The sequence below is a fragment of the Asanoa iriomotensis genome (assembly GCF_016862515.1).
Classification (GTDB): Bacteria; Actinomycetota; Actinomycetes; order Mycobacteriales; family Micromonosporaceae; genus Asanoa; species Asanoa iriomotensis.
Window position 1 is genome coordinate 16,288 of sequence record NZ_BONC01000057.1, and the last position, 22,716, is coordinate 39,003.

A 22,716-nucleotide genomic window follows, 5' to 3' on the forward strand; every position below is an offset into this window, starting at 1 on the left:
CGTCGCGTCCCCCGGACGCGGCGGCCGCTTTGTCGCATTTTCCGAGTCCCGCCTACAGGATCGCGCGGCCATACCGGGCGCAACCTGGGTAAAGACCTGGCCACACCCCCACCCGCCGCATCCCGAAGTGCCAGGTGGCGGATTGCGGCACTTCCCTCAACTAGCTCGCGTTTCGCACAATGGCAGTAGAGCTTTCCGCCGCACGTCAGCGGGCTCTCCGCGGTTCAGCGCGACCTGCCTTCGCCCTCACCGGAAGGCCGATCGGGAAACGGCACGTCACCACAGCCCGCACGGAGTTGCTGGAGGCACCCCGTGAAAACAGCCCGCCCGCAGCCCATCACCTCGGCCAGCCCACCGCCCACCCCGCTCTACCGGCAGCCCGGCATCCTGGTCACCAGTGAGTCGTTCGTGGTCGCCGGCCGGCGGTTCCCGGTCCGCGACCTGTCCAACCTCCGCACGGCCCGCGGCCCCCACGACCGGCTCACGATGCGGTCGGTGCTGGTCAGCGGCGCGGTCCTGGGCAGTGTCGGCGTCGCACTGAGCTTCAGCGGCGCGCGCCTGAGCCCGACGGCGTTCCTTCTGCTAGGCGCGGCGGCCTTCGTGCCGATCGCTCTGGTGTCCTTCGGACACCGGATGCGCCCGCGGGCCTACGAGCTGTGGGGCGACTACCGCGGCATGACGGTGCTGCTGTTCAGCTCAGACGAGGAGCGGGAATACGGCCAGGTCACCCGGGCACTGCTCCGCGCACAGGAGGTCGACCGCATGGGCGGCCTGGCCTCGACACCCCTGGTCAACGTCTACCCCTGGTGAGACTTTCCGAATAGAGCGCCCGCACGGCGGGCGGGCGCGGGTCGCCGGCGAACTCCCTAGGGTTCGCCGGCGACCTTCATTTGACCTACAGCTCGCCCGCGACTTTTTCGATGAAGGACGTTGAGTCGGTGGGGGAGAGGGCGATCGAGCTCAGCCATTTGAACTCGGAGTGGTAGGGGGCTGTCTCCATCGGACGTTCGATGAAGTTTTCCAGCAGCGCGCTCTCGAGGTAGACCACGTCGTCGTCGGCGTCGTCCGGGAACTGGAGGATGACGAACGAGCCCGCGGCGGTCATCGCCCCCGCGGAGAACGGGACCACCTGGATCGTGATCGTGGGGGAGGCGGCCAGGGCGACCAGGTGTTCGAGCTGTTCCCGGTGGACGTGGGCGCCGCCGATCGCGCGGCGGAGGACCGCCTCGTCGAGGATGATGTCGAACTCCGGGGGCTCGTCGCGGCCCAGGATCTCGGTCTTGCGGCGCATGCGGACGTCGACCCGGGTGTCGAGCTCGTCCGGGCGGATCTGGCCCGGGGTGCGGTTGGTGACCACCGCGCGCGCATAGTCCTTGGTCTGCGCCAGGCCCGGGATCACACTGGACTGGAAGCAGCGCATGGCCGACGCCTCGACCTCGAGGCCGATGTATTGGGCGTAGTGGGCCGGGATCGCGGCCCGGGAGTCCTGCCACCACGGCTTCTGCCGGGCGACGCGGGCCAGCGCGATCAGCTCGTCGGCTTCCGGTGAACCGTCGATGCGGTAGAGGCTGAGCAGCGCGCGGACGTCATTGGTGGAGATGCTGACCCGGCCTGTTTCGATGCGGATCAGCTTGCTCAGCGACCAGTCCATCGCCTCGGCGACGAATTCCTGGGTCAGTTCGGCTTTTTCCCGGGCGGCCCTCAGCGCCGTGCGCAGTCGACGCCGGCTGGCGGTGGGCCCTTGGACCGTCGTCACGCCCGCCTCCGGTCGGGGGGAGATGTCGTCTCAGGCTGGCCAAGTGGCACGTTGCGATTTGCCAGGTTGCACCTTGCCCAAGAGTACACCCGTCGATGGGCCCCAACCATCTATCCAGCGCTATATGTGCGGCACGCCGGCCTGGTCGGCCGGCGTGCCGAAATGGACTGTCGCGATGTTCAGCGGGGCAGGTCGAACTCTCCGGCCGCCACGCCGGCGATGAAGCCGCGCCAGTTGGCGGCGTCGAAGAACAGCCGGGTGTCGGGTGCGGTGGAGTTGCGCAGGATCGCACCGTCACCGACCGTAGCGACTTCGGCGCAGTTCACCGCTTCGCAGCGTGAGCTACGGCGGAAAACGGGCATGGTTGTCTTGCTGTCGGACATTCGGATCTCCGCAGGCTCGGGGCTTGATTAAGGCACCAAAAGAGCGCGGCCTTTTGAACGCCACGTAGGGCCGCGCCAGCATTGGAACTTAGCGGCCGAACGTCCACAATGGAAGCCGAATCGCCCGGTCGGGAACCAAGTGTTAACCCCATTGATAAACAAGATCACCAAGAGATGAAAGGTGAATCACCGTGAGTGATCGCGCTCATGGCACGGTCACTCTTCGCAAACATCGCCGGGCTATGCGAGATTGCATTGATGGAAATGACTCTCGACTGGCGTCGCAGCAGTCACTGCGAATCAAACCAGTGTGTCGACGTCGCGGTTACGGCCGACGGCGTGCTCGTTCGGGGGAATCAGCGCGGCCCGGTGTTGCACTTTCCCCCGGAAGCATGGCGGGCCCTCTGCGTCGCCCTGAAGGCGGACGCTACGAGGTGACGGCCACCGGCTCGTCGCTGGTCTCCGCCGCGGCCCGAGCCCAGCCGACGACCTTGCGCTCCGCATAGAACGAGATGAACGGGATCGTGCCCGCCAGCATGACCAGCAGCATGCGCCCGAGCGGCCACCGTGCCCGCCGGCCCAGGTCGAAGACCGCGACCAGGTAGACCATGTAGAGGAAGCCGTGCGCCGGCCCGACGGTCTCGACGATCGTCGGGTTGTCGCCGAGGTACTTCAGCGGCATGCCGATCGCCACGAGGACGATCAGCACGACGCCGACCACGTACGCGATGATCCGGTAGCGGGTGAGGGCTGCGCGCATGGTGCGGGGGATCCTTCCTGATCAAGCAGGACCGCGGCGGCGGCCCGGGTACTGGGACGCCTTGGCGCCCGGGTTGGCGTTGAGCCAGGCGAGATAGTCGTTGTATTCGTCGAGCGTCGGGTCGGGCGCGGGTGTGGCGGTGGCCACGGCGGCGCGGCGCGGCACGAGCACGGGGCGCCGGAAGCCGGAACCCATCTTGGGCGCCTTCGTGCCGAGCACGGGCGGCCGGACCGGGGTCGGCGCCGGTTCCGGAGCGGCGGCTGCGGCGGCCGCAGCGGCCCCGGCGGCTTCGGCCGGGCGGAGCGCCTCTTTGATCTCGCGGTACCAGATGAAAACCACGAACCCCGCGAAAACCGGCCATTCGATCGCGTACGCCCAGCTCAGCGTGTTGCCCGCCGACGCCCGGGAGATCTGCCACCAGCCCAGCGCGAGGAAACCGCCGATCAGGGCGATCGCGAGCACATGCTTCGCGATCATCGGTGGGGTGACCAGACGCCTCATGTCGAACGAGGGTACCGGCGTCCGCTGAGCACTCCGACAGCGCGTCGTAGTCGGGGCGAATCTTGGTTACCCAGCGCCGGAAATGGGCAGTATCGAACCATGACCGAATCTTCTGGGCGCCGCGAGGCGACCGAGTCCGTCGACGTGACGGTGTCGGTCGTCGGCGAGGACGTCGGTGTCGACCCGAGCGAACTCTCCGACGACGACGTGATCCGCGAGCTGCACAGCTTGCACCGGACCCGGCTCGACACGCTCCGGCACGGTTCGGACCCGGCGCTCGCGAACCACCTGCGGCGCACGGCCGAGCTGGAGACCGAGTACCTGGCCCGGCACCCGGGCCGCGAGGTCGACCCGCACCGGCTGCGGGACGGGGTCGCCTGATCATGAGCGCACGGGAGCCGCTCGGCCGGGCGCCCGGCGACACGGACCCGGCCGACACCGGCGAGGCCGACGACTTCGCCACCGAGCACGAGGACACCGCCGTCGACCCGTCGATCATCGAGGGCCGGGCGCGCGGCGAGCCGGAGAGCCCGCGCGGCTGGGCCGGCCTGGAAGCGCACGATCACTCGGGAAACTAACAAAATGCTGGCCCGCTCCATCCCTCCAGCGAGCCTGGAACGGAGAGGAGCCGCCGCATGTCCGCCGCCGAGGTCCGTCCCTTCACCGTCACGATCCCAGCACGCGATCTCGAGGACCTGCGCGACCGGATCGACAACGCCCGGTGGCCCGAGCGGGAGACCGTACCCGACCTGACCCAGGGGGTACAGCTCGAGACCATGCAGGAGCTGGCGCGGTACTGGGCCTCGGACTACGACCTGCGGCGGGTCGAGGCGCGGCTCAACGAGCTGCCCCAGTTCATGACCGAGATCGACGGCCTGGACATCCACTTCATCCACGTGCGGTCCCGGCACGAGGACGCGATGCCGCTGATCCTCACCCACGGCTGGCCCGGCTCGGTCGTCGAGTTCCTCCAGACCATCGACCTGCTCACGGACCCCGAGACGCACGGCGCGAGCGCCTCGGACGCCTTCCACGTGGTGGTGCCGTCCCTTCCCGGGTACGGGTTCTCCGGGCGCCCCGAGAGCACCGGCTGGGGACCCGACCACATCGCCCGGGCCTGGGTGACGCTGATGAACCGCATCGGCTACCAGCGGTTCGCGGCGCAGGGCGGGGACTGGGGCGCGATCATCACGGACCTCATGGGTGCCCAGGCGCCCGACGGGCTGATCGGCGTGCACACCAACATGCCCGGCACGGTGCCGCCGGACGTCTTCAGGGTGCTGACGCAGAACGTGCTCGGCTCGGGCGAGCCCAAGCCGACCGACCTCACCGACGACGAGAGCCGGGCCTACGACCAGCTCAGCTTCCTTTACACCAAGGGCATCGGGTACGCGCTGGAGATGGCGCTGCACCCGCAGACGCTGTACGGGCTCGCCGACTCGCCGGTCGCGCTCGCGGCCTGGATGATCGACCACGACCAGCGCAGCTACGAAGACATCTCGGCGGCGTTCGTGCAGAAGGAGCCCGTCGGCATGCTCAGCCGGGACGAGGTCCTCGACAACGTGACGCTGGCGTGGCTGACCAACACGGGCATCTCGTCGGCCCGCCTCTACTGGGAGAGCCCGGTCGGCTTCTTCGACGTCAAGGGCGTGCTGACGCCGGCCGCGGTCAGCGTGTTCCCGCACGAGCTGTACCAGGCGCCGAGATCGTGGACCGAGCGCGCGTACCCGAACCTCGTCTATTTCAACGAGGTCGACGCCGGCAACCACTTCGCGGCCTGGCAGGAGCCCGAGCTGTTCGCCGCCGAGGTCCGCAACGGCCTGCGGCCAGTCCGCTAGAGGCGCCTGGACCTTCGGTCGGCGCAAAACCCGAGAAGGGGGTGTGCGATGACCGCCATGCCGACGCTGACCGGCGCGACCGAGTGGATCAACTCCGAGCCGCTGGGTCCAGGTGAGCTCGCCGGCCGCGCGGTGCTCGTCGACTTCTGGACGCTGACGTGCATCAACTGGCTGCGCACCGAGCCCTACGTCCGGGCCTGGGACCGCGCCTACCGCGACGACGGGCTGGTCGTCGTCGGCGTGCACACGCCCGAGTTCACCTTCGAGCGCGAAACCGATCTCGTCCGGCACGCGATCGAGGAGCGCGAGATCGAGTACGCGGTCGCGGTGGACAACGACTACGAGGTCTGGACGGCCTTCGACAACCATTTCTGGCCGGCGCTGTACCTGGTCGACGGGGACGGCGTGGTCCGCGACCACCAGTTCGGCGAGGGCCGCTACGCCGAGTCGGAGCGGTCGGTCCAGCGGCTGCTCGGCCTCGACCGGGAGCTGGTCACGGGCGCGGTCGAGGGTGGTGGCGTGGAGGCGGAGGCCGACTGGGAGACGCTGCGGACACCCGAGAGCTATCTCGGGTACGGGCGGGGTGGCGGCTTCGCGTCCGCGGGGCCGGCGCTCGACGAGCGGCGGGACTACGCGTTCCCGGGCTACCTGCCGCAGGACCGGTGGGCGCTGGACGGCGAGTGGACGATCGAGCGGGAGAAGGTCCGGCTGGACGGTGAGGGCGGCAGCATCGCGTTCCGGTTCCAGGCGCGGGACGCCCACCTCGTGCTGGCCAACCCGACCGGGCGACCGATCCCGTTCCAGGTGTTCCTCGACGGCGCCAAGCCCGGGGCGGCGCACGGGGTCGACGTGGACGCCGAGGGTGTCGGGGTGCTCCGGGAGGGCCGGCTCTACCAGCTCATCCGCCAGCCGGGCCCGGTCGCCGAACGCATCCTGGAGATCACGTTCAACGAACCGGGCGCGGAAGGTTACGCCTTCACCTTCGGTTAAGGAACGGTCCGTTGTTAACGCTTTCCGCATAGGAACGGTCCGTTCCTAACTCTCGGCGGGCCGGGCGGCTTCGCGTCGGGCGAGGGCGCGTCAGTTGGCGTCGAAGAGTTGGCCGATGATGGTGTCGGGCGGGCGGGCGTCGTTGTTGGGGCCGGGGCCGCCGGTCCGGCCGTTCGGGTTGTCGGTCGGGTTCGCCGGGGGCGGCGAGCCGCCGCTGATCTTCAGCGTGACGATCGCGCCCTCGGCGCTGCGGCCGTTGGGGTCGCTGTAGGCGACCGAACCCGCCGGGCAGTTCGACGGCACCGGGGCGTTGTCGACCTTGACGTTGAAGCCGGCCTCCTGGAGGCGGGTCCGCGCGGTGTCGACCGACGCGCACGACACGTCCGGGATCGACTTCTGGTTGCCGTACGCGGTCTTCTGGGACGGCGCCGGGAAGTCGACCTTCGGCTTGCCCTTCATCGCGTCCGCCAGCGTCTCGTACACCGCCGGGTTGATCTTGTTGTGGTCCATGTTCTCGGGCGTTTCCGGGAAGTCGGGGTCCGCCATGATGCCGGCGACCGCCAGCGTCGTCGTGGTGACCACCAGCGAGGCGGTGCGGTCGCTGTCGGTGGTGCCCGTCTTGCCGGCGACCGGGTGGTCGACCACGTCGTGCACGCCGCCCGCGGTCGAGCCCCGGCACTTGCCGAACGCCGACTGGTCGCCGACCGGGCACCGGGCGATGTCGATCGCGCCGCGCGCCACCTCGACGGGCACGGCCTGGTCGCAGTGCGGCGCCCCGGCGTCGATCTTGGCGCCTTCGGGGTCGACGATCTGCTCCACCGGCGTCGGCTCGCAGTGCTTGCCGTCGGCGGCCAGCGTCGCGTACGCGTTGGCCAGGTCGAGCGGCGTGGTCGCCGAGACGCCCAGCGTGAACGAGCCCCAGGTGTCGGCCTGCTCCTTGTTGGCGGCGTGCGCCGCCTCGGTCGGCTCCAGGAAGCGGATGCCGAGCGCCTTGGCTGCCTGGATCGTGTTGTAGGCGCCGGCCTGCTCCTCGAGCGGCACGAAGTACGTGTTGACCGAGCGCCCGAAAGCGCTCCACATGTCGTGCCGGCCGGCCATGCCCGGGTTGTCGTTGGTCGGGCAGTAGCGCGGGATGTCGGAGCAGCTACCCGGCTCGCCCTGCGGCGCGTAGTAGCCCGACCGGTAGACCTGCGGCGCGTTCATCTCCGTGGCCATCGGCATGCCCTTCTGCAACGCCGCCACGGCCGCGAAGATCTTGAAGGTCGAGCCCGCCTGGTAGCCCCGGACCCCGCCGCCACCGGTGATCAGCGGGTTGGTGGTGATCGGGTACGTGCCGCGCACCCCGCGGTCGGCTTCGTTCGGGTTGCTGTGCGGCTTGTTCTTCGGGTTGGCCGGGTTGTCGATGCCGAACGTCCGGTTGGTCGCCAGGGCCCGCACCTTGCCGCTGCCGGGCTCCACCGCGGCCACCATCAGCGCTTCCTTGTTGTTGACGCCGAGTTGGTCGGTCACGTTCTTCTGGGCGGCCTTCTGCACTACCGGGTCGAGCGAGGTGACCACCCGGTAGCCGCCGCCGCGCAGCCGCCGCTCCCGGTCGTAGGTGGTGCTGCCGAACGTCTCCTGCGCGAGCCACCAGCGCTGGAAGTAGTCGCAGAAGAAGCCGTAGTCGTTGGGCCGGGTCGCGGTGCAGCCGTTGCTCGGCGTCTTGCCGACGAACTTGAGCTGGACGGCCTTGGCCTCGGTCGCCTGCGCCGTGGTGATCGCGCCGGTCTTGACCATCTGGTCGAGCACCCAGTCGCGCCGCTCCAGGGTCTGCGCGCGCAGGCCCTCGTCCATCGGGTCGTAGTCGCTGGGCGCCCGGATCACGCCGGCCAGCAGTGCCGACTCCGACAGGCTGAGCTTGTCGGGCGTCTTGCCGAAGTAGTACATCGACGCCGCGTAGATGCCGTAGGTGCTGTGCCCGAACGGCGCCATGTTGAGGTAGCGCTCCAGCACCCCGTCCTTGCCCAGCTCCTTGTCCAGCGCGAGGGCCTGCCGGCTTTCCTTGATCTTGCGGCTCGTGCTCTTCTCGGTCGCCTCGACGACCTGCTGGGGGTCGGTGGCGGCATAGGTGGCCAGCATCCGGACCAGCTGCATGTCCAAGGTCGAGCCGCCCTGCTGCGCCCCGGTGGTCTTGTTGACCACCACGGCCCGGGCCAGGCCACGCACGTCGACGCCGTTGTGCTTGTAGAACGACTGGTCCTCGGCCGCGACCAGGGCCTGCGGCATGGTCGGCGCGATCGCCTGGAGCGTCACGTCCTTGCGGTTCTCGTCGAAGAACGTGGCCAGCTGGGTCCGGCCGTCGCGGGCGAAGACCTGGGTGGCCTGGGGTGCCTGCTTGACGGTGAAGCTCGCCGGCAGCTCGTCGAAGGAGACCGCGCCCGCCTTGGCGATCAACCCGGATGCCGCCGCCAGGGGGAAGGCCGCTGCCGCCACGATCACGCCGGATAACACACCGACCGCGGCCAGTGTGGCCACGTTCCGAAACCGGCTGTTTTCGTGCGCGCGCATGGGACCCCCGGGCTGTTTGGCGTGTATTGGACCAGACGCGTCAATCGCCCTTCCGGTTGCGGGTCGGGATGCGTGAATCCCGTCACCACCGGCGCGACACGCGGCCTAGCCTCCATATGAAAGGGGCAAAAGCCGGATATGGAGCGGGGATGGATCTGGACGAGATTACCAAGCTGGCGCAGAACGAGCGCGTACGCCGCTTGCTGGTCAGCGTGCTGACCCGCGCGGGTGACGGGCTCGACCTGAACCGGCTGCTCGACCAGCTCCAGCAGGGCGGACTCCAGCAGCAGGTGCAGTCCTGGATCGACAACGGGCCGAACCGCGAGATCACCGACGCGCAGATCCGCGACGCGCTCGGCGCGGCCAACCTCGACCGGGCGGCCGACGACGCCGGCCTGGCGCCGAAGCAGGCGGCCGGGACCCTGGCCGAGGTGCTGCCCCAGCTCGTCGACCGGGCCAGCCCCAGCGGCGCGCTGCCCGACGCCACCACGCTCGAGGAAGCCTTCAACCAGCTCCTGCTGGGTGACGCGAGGGGGGACAACCCATGATCGCCACACTGCTCTGGGCACTCATCGGCGGCGTGATCATCGGCGCGCTGGCCCGGCTCATCCTGCCCGGCCGCCAGAACATTTCGATCTGGGCCACGATCGCCATCGGCTTCATCGCCGCGCTGGTCGGGGGCGTGATCGCCGAGTTCCTCGGCGTCGGCGAGACCCGCGGCATCGACTGGATCCGGCACGGCATCCAGATCGGCCTGGCGATCCTGTTCGTCTGGATCTTCACCCGGCTGGCCACCCGCGACGCGGCGAAACGGTCACTCGAGCGGTAGCTCGTCGAACAGGACCGCCGGCTGGGTGGGGTGGCGGGTGTCGAAGCGGTACGAGCGGACCACCGCCGCGGCCGAGTCGAGCACCGAGAACACCGTGACGTCGTTGTCGGCGACATAGGGCAGCGGGTTGCCGGCCGGGTCGGTCAGCGGCGCGACCGTGGGCACCACCGGTGTCAGGCCGCCCGGGTCGCCGCGGTGGGGGAACGCGCCGTACGAGTTGCCGACGTTGGAGCTCTCCAGCCAGTTGACGCCGGCCGGGTCAAGGAACCTGTTCCACAGGTGGGAGTGCCCGTTGACGACCAGGTCGACGCCGGCCGACGCGAACAGCGGCGCCAGGTCGCGCAGGACGATGTCGTCGGGATACTCGTAGCCCGCACCGGTGAACACCGGATCGGTGTACGGCGGCACCGCGTGGGCGCCCAGCCCGTGGCTCGCGTGGTGGAACACCACCACCCGGAACCGGGCGCCGCGGGCCGCCGCCGAGCCCAGCTCACCGGTCAGCCACGCGTGCTGCGGCGAGCCCGCGTCGACCCGCTCGAACAGGAACTGCCCGCCCATCGGGTCGCCGAGCCGCTCGACCGGCTCGGTGAAGGTGGTCACCGCGTCCCGCCACGCCCGGGTGACGAACAGCCCGACCACGAACACGTCGCCGACCGTCCGGGACCACCAGCGTGGTCCGCCCGGCCCGGCCGGCACCGGGAACAGCGCCTCGTAGCTGGCCGTGTCCCAGGCGCCGGGCGCCGGGTCGTTGAACCGCTCCTGGAGCGTGTGGTGCCGTCGCCGGCGACCCATCACCTCGTGGTTGCCGATCACCGGAAACAGCGGTGCGTGCTGCAGCAGCGGCGCACCCCGGTAGCGCCGTCCCGCGATCACGGTGTCGGCCCGGCCGGTCATGCTGGCGAAGAAGCCCCGCCCGGTCGGGTGGTCGAACCAGTCGCCGGCCCGGTCGGGCACACCGACCATGTCGCCGGCGAACAGCACGCCGTCGAGCTCCACACCGACCGTCTCGGCCACCATCGCGATGTTGGCCGGGGTCATCCGCCACATCTGGTGGTCGCTGGAGAGCAGCAGGCGCACCGGCGTGTGCGGTGGGACGGCGGGCGCCAGGGAGTATTCGGGCGATTCCTGCACTGCGCCGTTCGCGAACGTCGAGACCACGCGGTACGGGGTGCGGCCCGCCCCGAGCCCGTCCACGTACGACCAGTGGCGGTGCACCGTCGCGCGTACACCATCGTCGTCATGCAGGGTGACCAGCGCGGAGCTGGTCGCTGCGACGCGCCGCCCGCCGCCGAGCAGCACCGCGCCGGTGGCCGGCGCGCCGGTGTGCCAGAGCACGTGCACCCCGTCGGGGGAGGGGTCGAGAAGATACGGCTCGCTGTGCACCGGACAAGTATCCCGGTGAGCGGATCCGATAACGTCACTTCATGTCCGAGACGGGTTTTCCCTGGCCGATCGAGACCACCCGGCTCGCCAACGGCATGCGCGTGGTGGTCAGCGAGGACCGCAGCGCACCGGTCGTGGCGGTCAACCTCTGGTACGACGTCGGGTCGCGGCACGAGCCCGAAGGGCAGACGGGCTTCGCGCACCTGTTCGAGCACCTGATGTTCGAGGGTTCGGTCAACGTGCCGAAGACCGAGCACATGCGACTCGTGCAGGGCAACGGCGGCTCGCTCAACGCGACCACCAACCCCGACCGGACCAACTACTTCGAGACGCTGCCGGCCGAGCACCTCGAGCTGGCGCTCTGGCTGGAAGCCGACCGGATGGGCGGGCTCGTGCCGGCGCTGGTGCAGGAGACGCTCGACAACCAGCGTGACGTGGTCAAGAACGAGCGGCGGCAGCGCTACGAGAACGTGCCCTACGGCGACGCCTGGCTGCGGCTGCTGCCCCTGCTCTATCCGGACGGTCATCCCTACCACCACCCGACGATCGGCTCGATGGCCGACCTCAACGCCGCCGAGCTGGCCACGTTCCAGGCGTTCCACCGCAGCTACTACGTGCCCGACAACGCGGTGCTGACCGTCGCGGGTGACGCGGCGCCGGCCGAGGTGTTCGCGCTGGCGGAGAAATACTTCGGCCGGCTGGACTCCGGTGGTGCGCGGCCGTCGGCGCCCGAGGGGTCGCTGGCCGGCTGGGCCGGTCCGGTCTCGTCGGTGGTCGCCTCCGAGGTGCCGGCGCCCCGGGTCTACCTGGCGCACCGGACCTATCCCTACGGCACGCCGGAGTACGACGCCGTCACGGTGCTGGCCACGGTGCTCGGCCAGGGCCGGGGCTCCCGGCTCTACCGGTTGCTGGCCGACGGCGCCCGGCTCGCCCAGCCCGACACGGTCTCGGCGTACGGGGTCGATCTCGCCTACGCGCCCGCGCCGCTGATCGCCTCCGCCACGGCCCGCCCGGGTGTCACCGCCGCCCGGCTCGGCTCGGCGCTGGCCGAGGTGGTCGACGAGCTGGTCACCGGCGGCGTCACCGAGGAGGAGCTGGCCCGCGCCAAGGCGCTGCTGGAGACCGACTGGTGGACGGGGGTCGCCACCGTGGACGGCCGGGCCGACCTGCTCAGCCGCTACGCCACCCTGTTCGGTGACCCCACCCTGGTCGGCAGCCGGCTGCCGGGTTGGCGCGCCGTGACCGCGTCCGCGCTGGCCGACGTGGCCCGCGAGGTGCTCCGCCCCGAAGACCGCGTGACGCTGGTCTACGAGCCCATGGAGGCAGTGGCATGACGCAGCTCATCGCTCAGCGACCGGAGCCCGGCACGCCGCGCCCGTACCGCTTCCCGGCGGTGGTCCGGCGTTCCGTCGCCGGTGGCTCGGTCGTCGCCGCGGACGTGCCGGGTCACAACCTGGCGGTCGCGACGCTGCTGCTCGACGCGGGCGGCGGCCGCGAGACGATCGGTGTCGAGGGTGTCGCCGAGGTCCTGGCCAAGGCGCTCGAGGAGGGCACGACGGCGCGGTCCGCCGCCGATTACGCGGTCGCGCTCGAGTCGCTGGGCACCGACCTGTCGCTGTCGGTCGACTGGGACTCGTTCTCGGCGACGGTCCAGGTGCCGGTCGCGTCGCTGCCGGCCGCCGTCGAGCTGCTGGCCGAGGCCGTGCGCCGGCCCAAGCTGGACCCGGCCGACGTGGCCCGGGTCCGCGACGACGAGGCCGAGTCGCTGCGGCTCTACTGGGCCAACCCCGGCCCGCGGGCCGACGCGGTGCTGCGGGCAGACCTGTTCGGTGCCGAGGTGCGGCACGGCCGGCCGCTCTCCGGCGACCCGCACTCGGTGGCCGGGCTGTCGGTCGACGAGGTGCTGGCCTTCCACCGCTCCTGGTTCGCGGCGCCGGGCACGCTGCTGGTGGTCGGCGACCTGTCCCGGCTCGACCTCGACGCGCTGGGCCGGGCGGCGTTCGCGGGCGCCACGGAGGCCGCGGCGGTGGCGGGCGAGCCCTTCCCGGTCGCGGCGCGGTCGACCCGGCGGATCGTGCTGGTCGACCGGCCCGGTTCGGTGCAGTCGACGCTGCGGCTGGGTCACCAGGCGCCGCACCGGTCGCACCCGGACTACGTGCCGATGACGCTGGGCGCGATCGTGCTCGGTGGCGCGTTCACGTCGCGGCTCAACCACCTGCTGCGCGAGGTGCGCGGCTACACGTACGGGATCCGCGCCGAATACGGCCTGGCCCGGCGGTTCGGCCGGTTCGTGGTCAGCGCGGGCGTGCAGACCGCGGTGACGGCGCCGGCCCTGGTCGACGCCGTGGGCGAGATCGCCCGCACCCAGGCCGACGGGGTCACCGAGCCGGAGCTGGCGGTGGCCCGGGACTGGCGGGCGGGGCAGCTCTCGGTCGGCCTGCAGACGCCGCGGGCCTACGCGAGCGCGCTGTCGACGCTGGTGGTGCACGACCTGCCCGACGACTACCACGCCCAGCTGCGCGAGTCACTGCTGAGCGCGACGGTGCCTTCGGTGTCGGCGGCCACGGCGGCCCACCTCAACCCGGACGGCATCACGCTGGTCATCGAGGGCGACGCGGAGAAGATCCGCGGCGAGCTGGAAGCGACCGACCTGGGCGAGGTGGTCGTCGCCGCGATCTAGCTGCGTGGCCAGCCGTAGAGGCGTTCGACGTGCAGGGTCAGGGCGATCCGCTGCTCGGCGACCATCGCCGTGCGGAACTCGGACCAGTCCGGGTGTTCGCCGGCGATCCGGCGGTAGATGTCGACCAGTTCGTCGACCGTCGGGTCGGCCGGGTCGGCGGCGACGGGCGAGAGCGCGGCGCGGGCCTCGGCGACCACGAACCGGCCCAGGTCGGGTGTCGTCACCTCGAAGCTGGCCCGCGGGTCGCGCCGCAGGTTGACCGTCTTCTGGCGGTAGTCGGTGATCGAGACGCGGATCGTGGCCGCCGACCGGTCGTAGACGTAGTTGACGTTGGACAGGTGCGGGCGTCCGTCGCGCTGGATCGTCGCCAGGACGCCGGCGTCGCGGGATTCGAGCAGTTCGTGGAAGACCTCGGTCACGGCACCATTCTCGCCCCGGTGGCAGAGTGGGGATCATGTTGGCGCCGTTCGTCGCGAGTATCGGCTGGTACGAGAGCGACCTGCCCGACGGCCGCGAGACGACCGTGCCCACCGGCGCCGCGCAGATCGTGGTCAACCTCGATCACGACGAGCTGAGCTGGTACGACGGCGGCGGCGTCCGGCACACCCGCGGCGGCGCCGGGTTCTGCCCGCCACAGGCCGGCCCGCTGGAGCTCGACACCGCGCAGCAGCGGCGGACCATCTGTGTCGTGTTCCGGCCCGGCGGCGCGCACCCGTTCGTCGGCCCGGTCGACGTCCTCGACGAGCCGGTGGTCGACCTCGACGATCTCTGGGGCCGCACCTTTCTCCGGGAGCGGCTGTGCGCGGCGCCGTCGCGGCAGGCCGCGTTGAGGCTGGTCGAGGTCGAGCTGACCCGCCGGCTCGGGCACGCACCCGACGCGGGCATCGCGGCCGCGGCCGCCGACCTGCACCGCGGCCTGGACGTGGGCGCGGTCAGCGAGCGTCTCGGGATCACGACGGGCGCCCTGCGACGGCGGTTCGCGACCCGGGTCGGGCTGGCCCCGAAGCGGTTCGCCCGGGTCCGCCGGCTGCAGCGACTGCTCGACACCGTCGACGGTGACTGGGCGCGAGCCGCCGCCGAGGTCGGCTATTTCGACCAGGCGCACATGGTCAACGACTTCCGCGCGCTGACCGGGCTCACGCCGACGGCGTACGAGCCCCGGTCAGCGCGCGAGCGCAACCACGTCAGGCCAGCAGCTCCGCGATCTGCACCGCGTTGAGGGCGGCGCCCTTGCGCAGGTTGTCGTTGGAGACGAAGAACGCCAGGCCGTTGTCGGCGGTCTCGTCGGCCCGCAGCCGGCCCACGTAGGACGGGTCGCGGCCGGCCGCCTTGAGCGGGGTCGGCACGTCGTCGATCTCGACGCCGGGCGCGTCGGCGAGGATCTCGGCCGCCCGGGCCGTGCTCAGCGGGCCGGCGAAACGGGCGTTGACCTGCATCGAGTGGCCGGTGAAGACGGGCACGCGGACGCACGTGCCGGAGACCCGCAGCCCGGGCAGCTCGAGGATCTTGCGGCTCTCGTTGCGGAGCTTCTGCTCCTCCTCGGTCTCGAGGGTGCTGTCGTCGACCAGCGCGCCGGCCAGCGGGAGCACGTTGAACGCGATCGGCTCGCTGAACTGGCGCGGCTCGGGGAAGTCGACCGCCGCGCCGTCGTGGGTCAGCTCGGTGGCCCGCTCGACGACCTTGCGGACCTGCTCGTCGAGCTCGGCGACCCCGGAGAGCCCGGCGCCGGAGACGGCCTGGTAGGTCGCCACCACCATGGCCACCAGCCCGGCCTCGCGGTCGAGCGGCTTGAGCACCGGCATGATCGCCATCGTGGTGCAGTTGGGGTTGGCGATGATGCCCCTGGGGCGGTCGGCGATCGCGTGCGGGTTGACCTCGGCGACGACCAGCGGGACCTGTGGGTCCATCCGCCAGGCCGACGAGTTGTCGATCACCACGGCGCCGGACTCGGCGACCTTGGGGGCCAGCGTCTTGGACGCGCCCTTGCCGGCCGAGAACAGCACGACGTCGAGACCGCGGTAGTCGGCGGTGTCGGCGTCCTCGACGGTGACCTCGGTGCCCTGCCACGGCAGCGCCCGCCCGGCCGAGCGCGCGCTGGCGAACAGCCGCAGCTCGTCGACGGGGAACGCGCGCTCGGCCAGGATCCGCCGCATCACGCCGCCCACCTGGCCGGTGGCACCCACGATTCCGATCCTCATGACCGCGAGGCTACCGGCGCCGGGCTCGTCGACCGACCGGGATTCCCACCCTGTGGGGCGGAACTCAGCGCCGCCCGACCACCACGGTCGCGTCCAGGTCCGTGTCGGCGACCACCTCGGGATCGAGGCCGGCCTTGGTCAGGGCGGCCCGGGCCGCGTCGATCTGGCCGACGCCGATCTCGCTGAACATGGCGCCGCCGGGGCGCAGCCAGTCGGGTGCCCCGGCGGCCACCCGGCGCAGCACGTCGAGCCCGTCCGCGCCGCCGTCCAGCGCACGCAGGGGCTCGTGCTCGCGGGCCTCTGGTGGCAACAACCCAACAGCCCCACTGGGTACGTACGGCACGTTGGCCACGAGCACGTCCACCTGCCCGCGCAGCGTGGCCGGCAGCGGCTCGAACAGGTCGCCGGCGTGGACCTGCCCGCCAAAGGGGGCCAAATTCCGGTGCGCCACCTCGACGGCGGCCGGCTCGATGTCGGACGCGTACACCTTCAATCCGTCGACGCGGCTGGCGATCGCGGCGGCTATTGCCCCTGACCCGCAGGCCAGGTCGACCAGGACCGAGCCGCCTTCCAGCTCGGCCGCGGCGAGCCGGACCAACAGTTCGGTGCGGTGCCGGGGCACGAACACGCCGGGCGCGACGGCGATCCGCAGCCCGCAGAACTCGGCCCAGCCCACCACGTGCTCGAGCGGCACGCCGCGGACCCGCTCGGCGACCATCGCGTCGAGCCGGGCCGGGTCGGGCGCTGAACCCATCAGCAGCCGCGCCTCGTCCTCGGCGAACACGCAGCCGGCGGCCCGCAGCCGTTCGACGATCTTCTGTTCGGACACCAGGGCGTTATACCTCGGCGGCCGGATCGCGGCGGCGGAGGACCTCGGCGAAGTCGATCGGCGGGTGTCCGGCGATCCGCTCGACGCAGTCGCTGACCTCGGCCAGGTCGCCCCGGGCGATCGCCGTGTAGGTGCTGACCCAACCGTCGACCTGCCAGGCGGGCGCGCCGTAGCCGGCCCGCGACGCGTACGCCTGCTCGACGGTCTCCGGCTCGTAGCGGACGGCGCGGTTGAACACCGCCGTCATCGTGGCGGCCGCCTCCTCCAGCGTGATCGCGAACGGCCCGGTCAGGTCGTAGGTCTCACCGGCGTGCCGACCGGGCTCGCCGAGCACCGCCACCGCCACGTCCGCGACGTCGTCGCGGGCGACCCCGGCCAGGCGGCCCTCGCCGGCCGGGCCGCGGATCACGCCGTCGACGGCCAGGTTGGGCAGGAAGTCGAGGTAGAGGTTGTCGCGCAGGATCGTGTGGGAGATGCCGCTGGCGTGCACGTGCTGCTCGGTCGCGTAGTGGTGGCGGGCCAGCGTGAACGTCGAGTCCGGCGCCGCGCCCACGAACGACGTGTAGACGAGGTGCTTGACGCCGGCGGTGATGGCCGCGTCGATGAAGGTGAGGTGCTTGGTCACCCGGTCGGCTTCCTCGGCGGCGGAGACCATGAACAGGGTGTCCACACCGGACAGCGCCGCCCGGGCGGCGTCCGCGTCGCCGTACTCGGCCTCCACCACGGTCGCGCCCGGCAGCCGCGGGGCGCGGTCGGCCGTGCGGACCACGAGCCGCTGCGGCCGGCCCGCGTCGGCCAACCGCGCAGCGACCCGGCTGCCCAGCCCGCCGGTCGACCCGGTCACGGCGAGCACGCCCGGTCCGGGTGCCTGGCTCTGGCCGGCCGCGCGGGCCGGCGTGTGGCTGGTCATTTCGGGGGCAGTGTGCGCGCGTACGCCACGCCCCGCTCCACCCAGCCGCGGACGTCCTTCTCCTTGGCCAGCCCGGCGTGGCCGACCACCACCCAGCCGGCGGGCCGGCGGCCGCCACCCATCTCGAACGGCGTCACGTGGGGCTCCGCCAGCGCGGCGTCGGTGGCGTCCCTGCCGACCCGCACGAGCAGGCCGTCGTCCCGGACTCCGCAGGCCATGTTGCCGCCCACCATGAAGATCAGGCTGCCGAACATCCGGCGCTCGTCGACGTCGGGGGCGTCGCCGACCAGTTCGCGCACCTGGGCGACCAGGTGATCGTCACGCACCATCATCCGATCCTGCCACGCACCCGGTCGCGGACAGGCCGGAACGCAATCGGCCCGCGGATCGTCAGAACCGGTATGGGACGTTCGTCGTGGGCGGCTGTGGCCGCCGTACCGCTGCTGGTGCTCCTTTCCTCCTGTGGCACCGTGCCCGCCGCCGATGCCGCGCCACCCGCGGCCGAGGCGTTCGGAGCCGACGAGGTGGTGCTGCGCGTCACCCATGTTGGCGGCTTCGTGACCCCGCAGTCGATCCCGGCGCGGGTCCCCGCACTGTCGATCTACGGCGACGGCCGGGTGATCACCGAGGGTCCCGTGCCGGCCATCTATCCCGGCCCGGCGCTGCCCAACCTGCAGCAGGCGCGGATCTCCGAGGCCGACGTCGACGCCCTGGTGAAGCGCGCGCTCGACGCGGGCGTCGGCACGAGCGCCGACCTGGGCCAGCCCGGTGTCGCCGACGCGGCCACGACCCGGTTCGTCGTGCGGACCAACGCCGAGACCCGCCAGACCGACGCGTACGCGCTGGAGATGCCCGACGACGGCGGCATGCTCGACGCCCAGCAGAAGGCGGCCCGCAAGAAGCTGTCCGACCTGCTGGCGTCGCTGCAGGACCTGCCGACGACGCTCGGCGCCGGCGCGGTCAAGGAGGAGGGCGGCTACGCGGCCAAGGCGGTCGCGGCGATCGCCACCCCCTACGTCAAGCCCGACAACGTGGCGGACCTCGGCGGCCAGCCGGCGCCGGTCGACTGGCCCGGCCCGGCGCTGCCCGGCGACCAGCTCAACGCCTCCATCGTCGACGTCACCTGTGTGACCGCGACCGGCGACGAGGCCACGGCGGCGCTCGCCGCGGCCGCCAAGGCCAACGCGATGACGCCGTGGTTCTCCGGCGGCAAACAGTGGTCCCTGTTGCTGCGCCCGCTGCTGCCCGACGAGACCGGCTGCGTCGACCTGGCGAAGCAGAGCTGACGCACAACCCTTATAAACTGTCGAACATGGACTTTCTGGACGCGATCAAGGCCGTAACCCGCGAGGTGGGCCAGCAGAACCTGCCCGAAGGCCCGGCGCGCTCGGTGGTCCTGCGGCGCAGCTTCCCGGCGCCGGCCGACGACGTCTGGGACGCGCTGACCGACCCGGTGCGGGTCGGCCGCTGGTTCCTGCCGATCACCGGCGACTTCCGGGTGGGTGGGCTCTACCAGATGGAGGGCAACGCCGGCGGCCGGATCCTGCGCTGCGAGCGGCCGACCGAGCTGGTCGTCACCTGGATCTTCGGTGCCGACATCGCCACGACGACCGGCAGCGAGCTGCACCTGACGCTGTCGCCGGAGCCCGACGGCGGCACGGAGCTGCTGCTGCGGCACGTCGCGGTGGTCGACCCCCAGCTCTGGGCGCAGTACGGCCCCGGCGCCACCGGGGTCGGCTGGGACCTGTCGTTCCTCGGGCTCGGCCTGCACCTGGCCGGAGGCGGGCTCGAGGACGCCGAGGGCTGGGAGGAGTCGCCCGAGGCCCGGTCGTTCATGGTGGCCAGCGCGGAGAGCTGGGGCGCGGCGCAGCTCTCCGACGGCGCGTCACCCGAGGAGGTCACCGCGGCGGTGGCCAACACCATCGCGTTCTACGCGCCCGAGGACTAACGCGGGATGCGAGTGTCGACCAGCGGGGCCAGGCGCGCCGCGGCCTGGCAGACGGGCTCGCCCAGCGGCAGGCGCTCGACGGTGTAGCCCACCTGCACGGCGCGGTCCGGTCGCACCGCGAACAGCCGCTCGCAGGTGGGCTCGCCGAGCCGCGTGCCCTCCCGCTGCAACACGCCGTCGGGCGCGGCGGCGAACGCCGACATCCGGCCGGCGGTGAACAGGCCGCGGTTCTCGACGGTCTCCAGGGCCCGCCGGGCGAGGTCGAGCGTGGTCGGCAGGAACGTGACCGAGACGCTGTCGACGTACGCGTCCCGTCCCGCGCCCGGCTCGGCCTCGCGGTAGACGCACTGCGTCGTCTCCGCGCCACCCTCGAGCCCGGGCGCCGTGGTCAACGCGCCCGGCCCGAGGCCGAGGTCGTCGCGTTCGGCGTCGCGGAGGAACCCGCAGGGGCTCGCCAGGCTGGCGAGGTCGGGCGGCGGCGGTGCCTGCTCGCGCCTCGCGGACGTGCACCCGGCCAATGCGAGCAGGACGCAAGACATCGACAGCCATCGTCGCATGCCGCAACTGTAGCGTGCGGCCGCCCGCACTCAGGTGTCGGTGACGCCGAACGGACCGTGTCCGTCGCGGACGTCGGACCACACTCCACTGCGGTCGATGCGGCGCTGCGCCTCGCCGAGGTCGATGTCGTAGATGTCGCACAGGGCGCGGGCGGACGGGAGCAGTTGGAGGCCGCCGTCGCGCAGCCGGCGCAGGACCGCCGTTTCGGTGGCACCGTCGCGCGCTTCGGCGGAGGCCTGTTGGACCAGATCGGCATAGCCGGTAGGGAGCGGCATGATCGCAGTATCCACCGATAGGGTGGTGCGCGCTTCACCCGTACCTCCTGGATCGATCTTTCGGATTTGATCCTTCGGATGGTGTAACTGGACTGGTACCGCCGGTAAGGTGTCGGGCGTTGACATGGCGTCGCGGGGGCGCAATGCATGGGAGGTCGGGAAAGTGCCGGTCACTGGCCAGCGGGTGGTTCGGCGTGCTCTCGGGCGGCGCTTGACCAAGTTGCGGCTCGCCAACGGCAAGTCCCGTCGGGAGGTCGCGGAGGCCAAGCTCGGCATCTCGGAGCCGACGCTGCACCGCATCGAGACCGGCAAGGTCCCGGTCACGGGTGCCAACGTGCGCGCGCTGTGCTGGCTCTACGGCGCCGACCAGAGCGTCACCGACGCGCTCGCCGAGTTGGCGCTCGGCACGTCGCGCGAGGAGTGGTGGGACGGCAGCCCGGTCATCCCGGACTGGTTCAAGCTCTACGTCGGCCTGGAGGCCAGCGCCTCGAAGATCTGCACCTACGACGGCGAGATCATCCCGGGCGAGTTGCAGACGGAGCAATACGCCCTGGCGGTCTTCGGCGCCGAGCAGCCTCGCGACGACGAGGCCGTGCACCGGCAGGTGAAGCTGCGCATGCAGCGCCAGCGCGCCCTACTAGCCCGCGCTCCCCGCCTGGTGACGGTGCTGGGCGAGGGGGCGCTGAGCCGACCGGTCGGCGGCAAGACGGTGCTCGACGGGCAGATCGAGCACCTGCGGCGCACGGCCAAGCGCGACAACGTCGAGATCCGGGTGCTGCCCTTCACCGTCGGGGCCCACGCCGCGATGGCCGGCGCGTTCCGCATCCTCGACTTCGACGACCCGGACGACCCGGACGTGGTCTACCTCGAGTCCCACGTCGGCGCCCTCTACCTGGAGGAAGAGCACGAGGTCGCCGAGTACCGCCGGGTCTTCGACCTGGTGATGAAGTCCTCCGTCGCGCTCGAGGCCTTCTAGCTTCCCCCGGGGCGACAAGGTCCGGTGCCTTCGGGCATAGTGGACCTTGACGGTGAATGAACCCTGGGGAGGGCTCGTGTCTGGTGTCGCGCACGATGGCAACAACAAGCCCGCGACCGCGGCACGCATCTACGACTTCCACCTTGGCGGCACGCACAACTTCGCGGCCGACCGGGCGGCGGCGCAGGCGATCACCCAGATGTTCCCGTTCGTGCCGCTGCTGGCCCGCACCAACCGCGCCTTCCTGGGGCGCGCCGTGCGGCACCTGGCGAGCCAGGGCATCACCCAGTTCCTCGACGTCGGCTCCGGCATCCCGACCGAGGGCAACGTCCACGAGATCGCCCAGGAGATCGTCCCCGAGGCCCGGGTCGTCTACGTCGACATCGACCCCGTCGCCGTCTCGGAGAGCCTCGACCTGCTGGCCGGCAACGACAACGCGACCGCGATCCGGGCCGACCTGCGCGACCCGCAGTCCATTCTCGACCACCCGCAGGTCCGCAAGATCATCGACTTCGACCAGCCGGTCGGCCTGCTGATGGTGGCCGTGCTGCACTTCGTCTCCGAGGACGACCTCGCCAGCCGGGCGGTGCGCGAGCTGCTGACCCCGCTGCCGCCGGGCAGCTACCTGGCCATCTCGCACGGGTCGGCCGAGGGCATGCAGCGCGATCTGGCCAACCTGGACAACGCGCAGGACGTCTACAAGCGCGACACCGCGACGCCGTTCGTGCTGCGGACCAAGGCCCAGGTGGCTTCCTACTTCGACGGGCTCGACCTGGTGGAGCCCGGCGTCGTGTGGCTGCCCGAGTGGCGGCCCGCGCCCGGTGACCCGCAGGACTTCGCCGACCGGCCCACCGAGAGCGGTGGGATCTGCGCGGTGGGGAAGGTGCGCTGACCCGCACCGACACGCGTGCGCCGGGCCGGTTCCACCGGCCCGGCGCTTTTCTTTGTGTGTAGCCAGGTCAGGCTCTGCTCGCTCGCTCAGTCCTTGAGCAGCTGATCGAACTCGCCGCCCTTGGCGCCGAAGAGGAACGAGTCCCATTCCTCGGTGGTGAACCGCACCAGGCCGCCGGAACGGTTCTTGCTGTTGCGCACCTCGATCCATCCTTCGTGGCGGCGCGCTTCCACGCAGCTGCCACCGTTGCCCGTCGATCGGCTGGACATGATCCATCCCGTGCTGTCCGGCATGGGGTTGTCCCTTCTGGTCATTTGACGTGGAAACTGGCGCCCACCACGGTTTCCGGCGAACCGGACACCCGCGCGGTCGAAATCCAGAAGTTGCTCTGGGTAGTCGAAGATCGGCACCGCGTGCCTGTTTCGAGCTGCCATCGCTGCACTTGCTCCTGGTAGAGACCGAT

29 protein-coding genes are annotated in these 22,716 nt (G+C 71.3%); 15 read left to right on the forward strand and 14 right to left on the reverse strand.

Annotation, left to right across the window (positions count from 1 at the left end):
• Positions 1-312 precede the first annotated feature (312 nt).
• Positions 313-810 (forward strand): DUF6232 family protein, encoded by a 498-nt coding sequence (locus Air01nite_RS30330; RefSeq protein WP_203706769.1) that lies wholly within the window; start codon positions 313-315, stop codon positions 808-810.
• Between the two features lie 85 nt (positions 811-895).
• Here Air01nite_RS30330 and Air01nite_RS30335 read toward each other — a convergent pair whose 3' ends face one another.
• Positions 896-1,756: a helix-turn-helix domain-containing protein gene (locus Air01nite_RS30335; protein ID WP_203706770.1), complete on the reverse strand. Its 861-nt coding sequence runs from the start codon at positions 1,754-1,756 to the stop codon at positions 896-898.
• A 179-nt stretch (positions 1,757-1,935) separates the two neighbouring features.
• Positions 1,936-2,139 (reverse strand): DUF397 domain-containing protein, encoded by a 204-nt coding sequence (locus tag Air01nite_RS30340; protein WP_203706771.1) that lies wholly within the window; start codon positions 2,137-2,139, stop codon positions 1,936-1,938.
• Between the two features lie 264 nt (positions 2,140-2,403).
• Between Air01nite_RS30340 and Air01nite_RS30345 the strand changes: the two genes are divergently transcribed.
• The gene (locus Air01nite_RS30345) at positions 2,404-2,577 is read left to right on the forward strand and encodes a DUF397 domain-containing protein (protein ID WP_239091072.1); all 174 of its coding nucleotides are present in this window, start codon (positions 2,404-2,406) and stop codon (positions 2,575-2,577) included.
• Here Air01nite_RS30345 and Air01nite_RS30350 read toward each other — a convergent pair.
• Positions 2,567-2,899 (reverse strand): DUF3817 domain-containing protein, encoded by a 333-nt coding sequence (locus Air01nite_RS30350; protein ID WP_203706772.1) that lies wholly within the window; start codon positions 2,897-2,899, stop codon positions 2,567-2,569. The genes Air01nite_RS30345 and Air01nite_RS30350 overlap by 11 nt on opposite strands.
• Before the next feature lie 21 nt (positions 2,900-2,920).
• Positions 2,921-3,400 (reverse strand): hypothetical protein, encoded by a 480-nt coding sequence (locus Air01nite_RS30355; protein WP_203706773.1) that lies wholly within the window; start codon positions 3,398-3,400, stop codon positions 2,921-2,923.
• A 99-nt stretch (positions 3,401-3,499) separates the two neighbouring features.
• On the opposite strand from Air01nite_RS30355, the gene Air01nite_RS30360 reads away from it, so the two are divergent.
• From Air01nite_RS30360 to Air01nite_RS30375, 4 genes are read left to right on the forward strand one after another with little or no spacing between them, the layout of a single operon-like run.
• Complete coding sequence (locus Air01nite_RS30360) at positions 3,500-3,781, forward strand: DUF6158 family protein (RefSeq protein ID WP_203706774.1); 282 nt, start codon at positions 3,500-3,502, stop codon at positions 3,779-3,781.
• A gap of 2 nt (positions 3,782-3,783) precedes the next feature.
• Positions 3,784-3,978: a hypothetical protein gene (locus Air01nite_RS30365; RefSeq protein ID WP_203706775.1), complete on the forward strand. Its 195-nt coding sequence runs from the start codon at positions 3,784-3,786 to the stop codon at positions 3,976-3,978.
• Positions 3,979-4,035: 57 nt separating this feature from the next.
• Positions 4,036-5,238, forward strand: coding sequence for an epoxide hydrolase family protein (locus Air01nite_RS30370; RefSeq protein ID WP_203706776.1), 1,203 nt, complete (start codon positions 4,036-4,038; stop codon positions 5,236-5,238).
• Positions 5,239-5,286: 48 nt separating this feature from the next.
• Positions 5,287-6,228: a thioredoxin family protein gene (locus Air01nite_RS30375; RefSeq protein WP_203706777.1), complete on the forward strand. Its 942-nt coding sequence runs from the start codon at positions 5,287-5,289 to the stop codon at positions 6,226-6,228.
• A 90-nt stretch (positions 6,229-6,318) separates the two neighbouring features.
• Here Air01nite_RS30375 and Air01nite_RS30380 read toward each other — a convergent pair whose 3' ends face one another.
• On the reverse strand, positions 6,319-8,775 hold the full coding sequence (locus tag Air01nite_RS30380; protein ID WP_203706778.1) for a penicillin-binding protein: 2,457 nt from the start codon (positions 8,773-8,775) through the stop codon (positions 6,319-6,321).
• Positions 8,776-8,924: 149 nt separating this feature from the next.
• Between Air01nite_RS30380 and Air01nite_RS30385 the strand changes: the two genes are divergently transcribed.
• Both Air01nite_RS30385 and Air01nite_RS30390 read left to right on the forward strand, forming a co-directional pair.
• The gene (locus Air01nite_RS30385; RefSeq protein ID WP_203706779.1) at positions 8,925-9,323 is read left to right on the forward strand and encodes a YidB family protein; all 399 of its coding nucleotides are present in this window, start codon (positions 8,925-8,927) and stop codon (positions 9,321-9,323) included.
• Positions 9,320-9,604 carry a GlsB/YeaQ/YmgE family stress response membrane protein gene (locus tag Air01nite_RS30390; protein ID WP_203706780.1) on the forward strand — a complete coding sequence of 95 codons (285 nt, stop codon included), beginning with the start codon at positions 9,320-9,322 and terminating at the stop codon, positions 9,602-9,604. The genes Air01nite_RS30385 and Air01nite_RS30390 overlap by 4 nt, the downstream gene beginning before the upstream one ends.
• On the opposite strand, the gene Air01nite_RS30395 is transcribed toward Air01nite_RS30390, so the two are convergent.
• The gene (locus Air01nite_RS30395; protein WP_203706781.1) at positions 9,590-10,987 is read right to left on the reverse strand and encodes a metallophosphoesterase family protein; all 1,398 of its coding nucleotides are present in this window, start codon (positions 10,985-10,987) and stop codon (positions 9,590-9,592) included. The two genes, Air01nite_RS30390 and Air01nite_RS30395, sit on opposite strands and share 15 nt — an antisense overlap.
• Before the next feature lie 41 nt (positions 10,988-11,028).
• On the opposite strand from Air01nite_RS30395, the gene Air01nite_RS30400 reads away from it, so the two are divergent.
• Complete coding sequence (locus tag Air01nite_RS30400; protein WP_203706782.1) at positions 11,029-12,321, forward strand: M16 family metallopeptidase; 1,293 nt, start codon at positions 11,029-11,031, stop codon at positions 12,319-12,321.
• On the forward strand, positions 12,318-13,667 hold the full coding sequence (locus Air01nite_RS30405) for a M16 family metallopeptidase (RefSeq protein ID WP_203706783.1): 1,350 nt from the start codon (positions 12,318-12,320) through the stop codon (positions 13,665-13,667). Before Air01nite_RS30400 ends, Air01nite_RS30405 begins: the two co-directional genes overlap by 4 nt.
• Here Air01nite_RS30405 and Air01nite_RS30410 read toward each other — a convergent pair.
• A complete protein-coding gene (locus tag Air01nite_RS30410; protein ID WP_203706784.1) occupies positions 13,664-14,086 on the reverse strand; it encodes a PPOX class F420-dependent oxidoreductase in 423 nt (140 codons plus the stop codon). The two genes, Air01nite_RS30405 and Air01nite_RS30410, sit on opposite strands and share 4 nt — an antisense overlap.
• A 35-nt stretch (positions 14,087-14,121) precedes the next feature.
• On the opposite strand from Air01nite_RS30410, the gene Air01nite_RS30415 reads away from it, so the two are divergent.
• Positions 14,122-14,886, forward strand: a complete 765-nt coding sequence (locus Air01nite_RS30415; protein WP_203706785.1) for a helix-turn-helix domain-containing protein — start codon at positions 14,122-14,124, stop codon at positions 14,884-14,886.
• Here Air01nite_RS30415 and Air01nite_RS30420 read toward each other — a convergent pair.
• The 4 genes from Air01nite_RS30420 to Air01nite_RS30435 all read right to left on the reverse strand — a co-directional run bounded on the left by Air01nite_RS30420 (position 14,852) and on the right by Air01nite_RS30435 (position 17,933).
• Positions 14,852-15,865 carry an aspartate-semialdehyde dehydrogenase gene (locus Air01nite_RS30420; RefSeq protein ID WP_203706786.1) on the reverse strand — a complete coding sequence of 338 codons (1,014 nt, stop codon included), beginning with the start codon at positions 15,863-15,865 and terminating at the stop codon, positions 14,852-14,854. The genes Air01nite_RS30415 and Air01nite_RS30420 overlap by 35 nt on opposite strands.
• A 64-nt stretch (positions 15,866-15,929) precedes the next feature.
• Complete coding sequence (locus tag Air01nite_RS30425; protein WP_275408317.1) at positions 15,930-16,694, reverse strand: putative protein N(5)-glutamine methyltransferase; 765 nt, start codon at positions 16,692-16,694, stop codon at positions 15,930-15,932.
• Between the two features lie 7 nt (positions 16,695-16,701).
• Positions 16,702-17,604 carry an SDR family oxidoreductase gene (locus tag Air01nite_RS30430; protein ID WP_203706787.1) on the reverse strand — a complete coding sequence of 301 codons (903 nt, stop codon included), beginning with the start codon at positions 17,602-17,604 and terminating at the stop codon, positions 16,702-16,704.
• Positions 17,601-17,933 (reverse strand): TfoX/Sxy family protein, encoded by a 333-nt coding sequence (locus Air01nite_RS30435; RefSeq protein WP_203706788.1) that lies wholly within the window; start codon positions 17,931-17,933, stop codon positions 17,601-17,603. Before Air01nite_RS30435 ends, Air01nite_RS30430 begins: the two co-directional genes overlap by 4 nt.
• Positions 17,934-18,029: 96 nt before the next feature.
• Between Air01nite_RS30435 and Air01nite_RS30440 the strand changes: the two genes are divergently transcribed.
• Together Air01nite_RS30440 and Air01nite_RS30445 are read left to right on the forward strand one after the other, a co-directional pair.
• Positions 18,030-18,890: a hypothetical protein gene (locus tag Air01nite_RS30440; RefSeq protein ID WP_239091067.1), complete on the forward strand. Its 861-nt coding sequence runs from the start codon at positions 18,030-18,032 to the stop codon at positions 18,888-18,890.
• Between the two features lie 26 nt (positions 18,891-18,916).
• Entirely contained in the window at positions 18,917-19,552 is a 636-nt protein-coding gene (locus Air01nite_RS30445; protein ID WP_203706790.1) for an SRPBCC domain-containing protein, read from the forward strand.
• Here the strand turns inward: Air01nite_RS30445 and Air01nite_RS30450 are convergent.
• A complete protein-coding gene (locus Air01nite_RS30450; protein ID WP_203706791.1) occupies positions 19,549-20,109 on the reverse strand; it encodes a DUF3558 family protein in 561 nt (186 codons plus the stop codon). The genes Air01nite_RS30445 and Air01nite_RS30450 overlap by 4 nt on opposite strands.
• 30 nt (positions 20,110-20,139) lie before the next feature.
• Complete coding sequence (locus Air01nite_RS30455) at positions 20,140-20,385, reverse strand: hypothetical protein (protein WP_203706792.1); 246 nt, start codon at positions 20,383-20,385, stop codon at positions 20,140-20,142.
• A 124-nt stretch (positions 20,386-20,509) separates the two neighbouring features.
• Between Air01nite_RS30455 and Air01nite_RS30460 the strand changes: the two genes are divergently transcribed.
• Both Air01nite_RS30460 and Air01nite_RS30465 read left to right on the forward strand, forming a co-directional pair.
• On the forward strand, positions 20,510-21,361 hold the full coding sequence (locus Air01nite_RS30460; RefSeq protein ID WP_275408318.1) for a helix-turn-helix domain-containing protein: 852 nt from the start codon (positions 20,510-20,512) through the stop codon (positions 21,359-21,361).
• Positions 21,362-21,437: 76 nt separating this feature from the next.
• On the forward strand, positions 21,438-22,253 hold the full coding sequence (locus Air01nite_RS30465; RefSeq protein ID WP_203706794.1) for an SAM-dependent methyltransferase: 816 nt from the start codon (positions 21,438-21,440) through the stop codon (positions 22,251-22,253).
• A gap of 86 nt (positions 22,254-22,339) precedes the next feature.
• Here Air01nite_RS30465 and Air01nite_RS41795 read toward each other — a convergent pair whose 3' ends face one another.
• Positions 22,340-22,663: a DUF397 domain-containing protein gene (locus Air01nite_RS41795; RefSeq protein WP_308439993.1), complete on the reverse strand. Its 324-nt coding sequence runs from the start codon at positions 22,661-22,663 to the stop codon at positions 22,340-22,342.
• Between the last annotated feature and the right edge of the window lie 53 nt (positions 22,664-22,716).

What these genes read in the sequence shown, in the direction of transcription:
- Air01nite_RS30360 (WP_203706774.1), top strand. Translation starts at nt 3,500, where the DNA reads ATGACCGAATCTTCTGGGCGCCGCGAGGCGACCGAGTCCGTCGACGTG.
- Air01nite_RS30435 (WP_203706788.1), bottom strand. Translation starts at nt 17,933, where the DNA reads ATGGTGCGTGACGATCACCTGGTCGCCCAGGTGCGCGAACTGGTCGGC.
- Air01nite_RS30355 (WP_203706773.1), bottom strand. Translation starts at nt 3,400, where the DNA reads ATGAGGCGTCTGGTCACCCCACCGATGATCGCGAAGCATGTGCTCGCG.
- Air01nite_RS30365 (WP_203706775.1), top strand. Translation starts at nt 3,784, where the DNA reads ATGAGCGCACGGGAGCCGCTCGGCCGGGCGCCCGGCGACACGGACCCG.
- Air01nite_RS30450 (WP_203706791.1), bottom strand. Translation starts at nt 20,109, where the DNA reads ATGCGACGATGGCTGTCGATGTCTTGCGTCCTGCTCGCATTGGCCGGG.
- Air01nite_RS30420 (WP_203706786.1), bottom strand. Translation starts at nt 15,865, where the DNA reads ATGAGGATCGGAATCGTGGGTGCCACCGGCCAGGTGGGCGGCGTGATG.
- Air01nite_RS30400 (WP_203706782.1), top strand. Translation starts at nt 11,029, where the DNA reads ATGTCCGAGACGGGTTTTCCCTGGCCGATCGAGACCACCCGGCTCGCC.
- Air01nite_RS30430 (WP_203706787.1), bottom strand. Translation starts at nt 17,604, where the DNA reads ATGACCAGCCACACGCCGGCCCGCGCGGCCGGCCAGAGCCAGGCACCC.
- Air01nite_RS30375 (WP_203706777.1), top strand. Translation starts at nt 5,287, where the DNA reads ATGACCGCCATGCCGACGCTGACCGGCGCGACCGAGTGGATCAACTCC.
- Air01nite_RS30340 (WP_203706771.1), bottom strand. Translation starts at nt 2,139, where the DNA reads ATGTCCGACAGCAAGACAACCATGCCCGTTTTCCGCCGTAGCTCACGC.
- Air01nite_RS30350 (WP_203706772.1), bottom strand. Translation starts at nt 2,899, where the DNA reads ATGCGCGCAGCCCTCACCCGCTACCGGATCATCGCGTACGTGGTCGGC.
- Air01nite_RS30380 (WP_203706778.1), bottom strand. Translation starts at nt 8,775, where the DNA reads ATGCGCGCGCACGAAAACAGCCGGTTTCGGAACGTGGCCACACTGGCC.
- Air01nite_RS30370 (WP_203706776.1), top strand. Translation starts at nt 4,036, where the DNA reads ATGTCCGCCGCCGAGGTCCGTCCCTTCACCGTCACGATCCCAGCACGC.
- Air01nite_RS30445 (WP_203706790.1), top strand. Translation starts at nt 18,917, where the DNA reads ATGGACTTTCTGGACGCGATCAAGGCCGTAACCCGCGAGGTGGGCCAG.
- Air01nite_RS30345 (WP_239091072.1), top strand. Translation starts at nt 2,404, where the DNA reads ATGACTCTCGACTGGCGTCGCAGCAGTCACTGCGAATCAAACCAGTGT.
- Air01nite_RS30415 (WP_203706785.1), top strand. Translation starts at nt 14,122, where the DNA reads ATGTTGGCGCCGTTCGTCGCGAGTATCGGCTGGTACGAGAGCGACCTG.
- Air01nite_RS30455 (WP_203706792.1), bottom strand. Translation starts at nt 20,385, where the DNA reads ATGCCGCTCCCTACCGGCTATGCCGATCTGGTCCAACAGGCCTCCGCC.
- Air01nite_RS30405 (WP_203706783.1), top strand. Translation starts at nt 12,318, where the DNA reads ATGACGCAGCTCATCGCTCAGCGACCGGAGCCCGGCACGCCGCGCCCG.
- Air01nite_RS30460 (WP_275408318.1), top strand. Translation starts at nt 20,510, where the DNA reads ATGGCGTCGCGGGGGCGCAATGCATGGGAGGTCGGGAAAGTGCCGGTC.
- Air01nite_RS30390 (WP_203706780.1), top strand. Translation starts at nt 9,320, where the DNA reads ATGATCGCCACACTGCTCTGGGCACTCATCGGCGGCGTGATCATCGGC.
- Air01nite_RS30385 (WP_203706779.1), top strand. Translation starts at nt 8,925, where the DNA reads ATGGATCTGGACGAGATTACCAAGCTGGCGCAGAACGAGCGCGTACGC.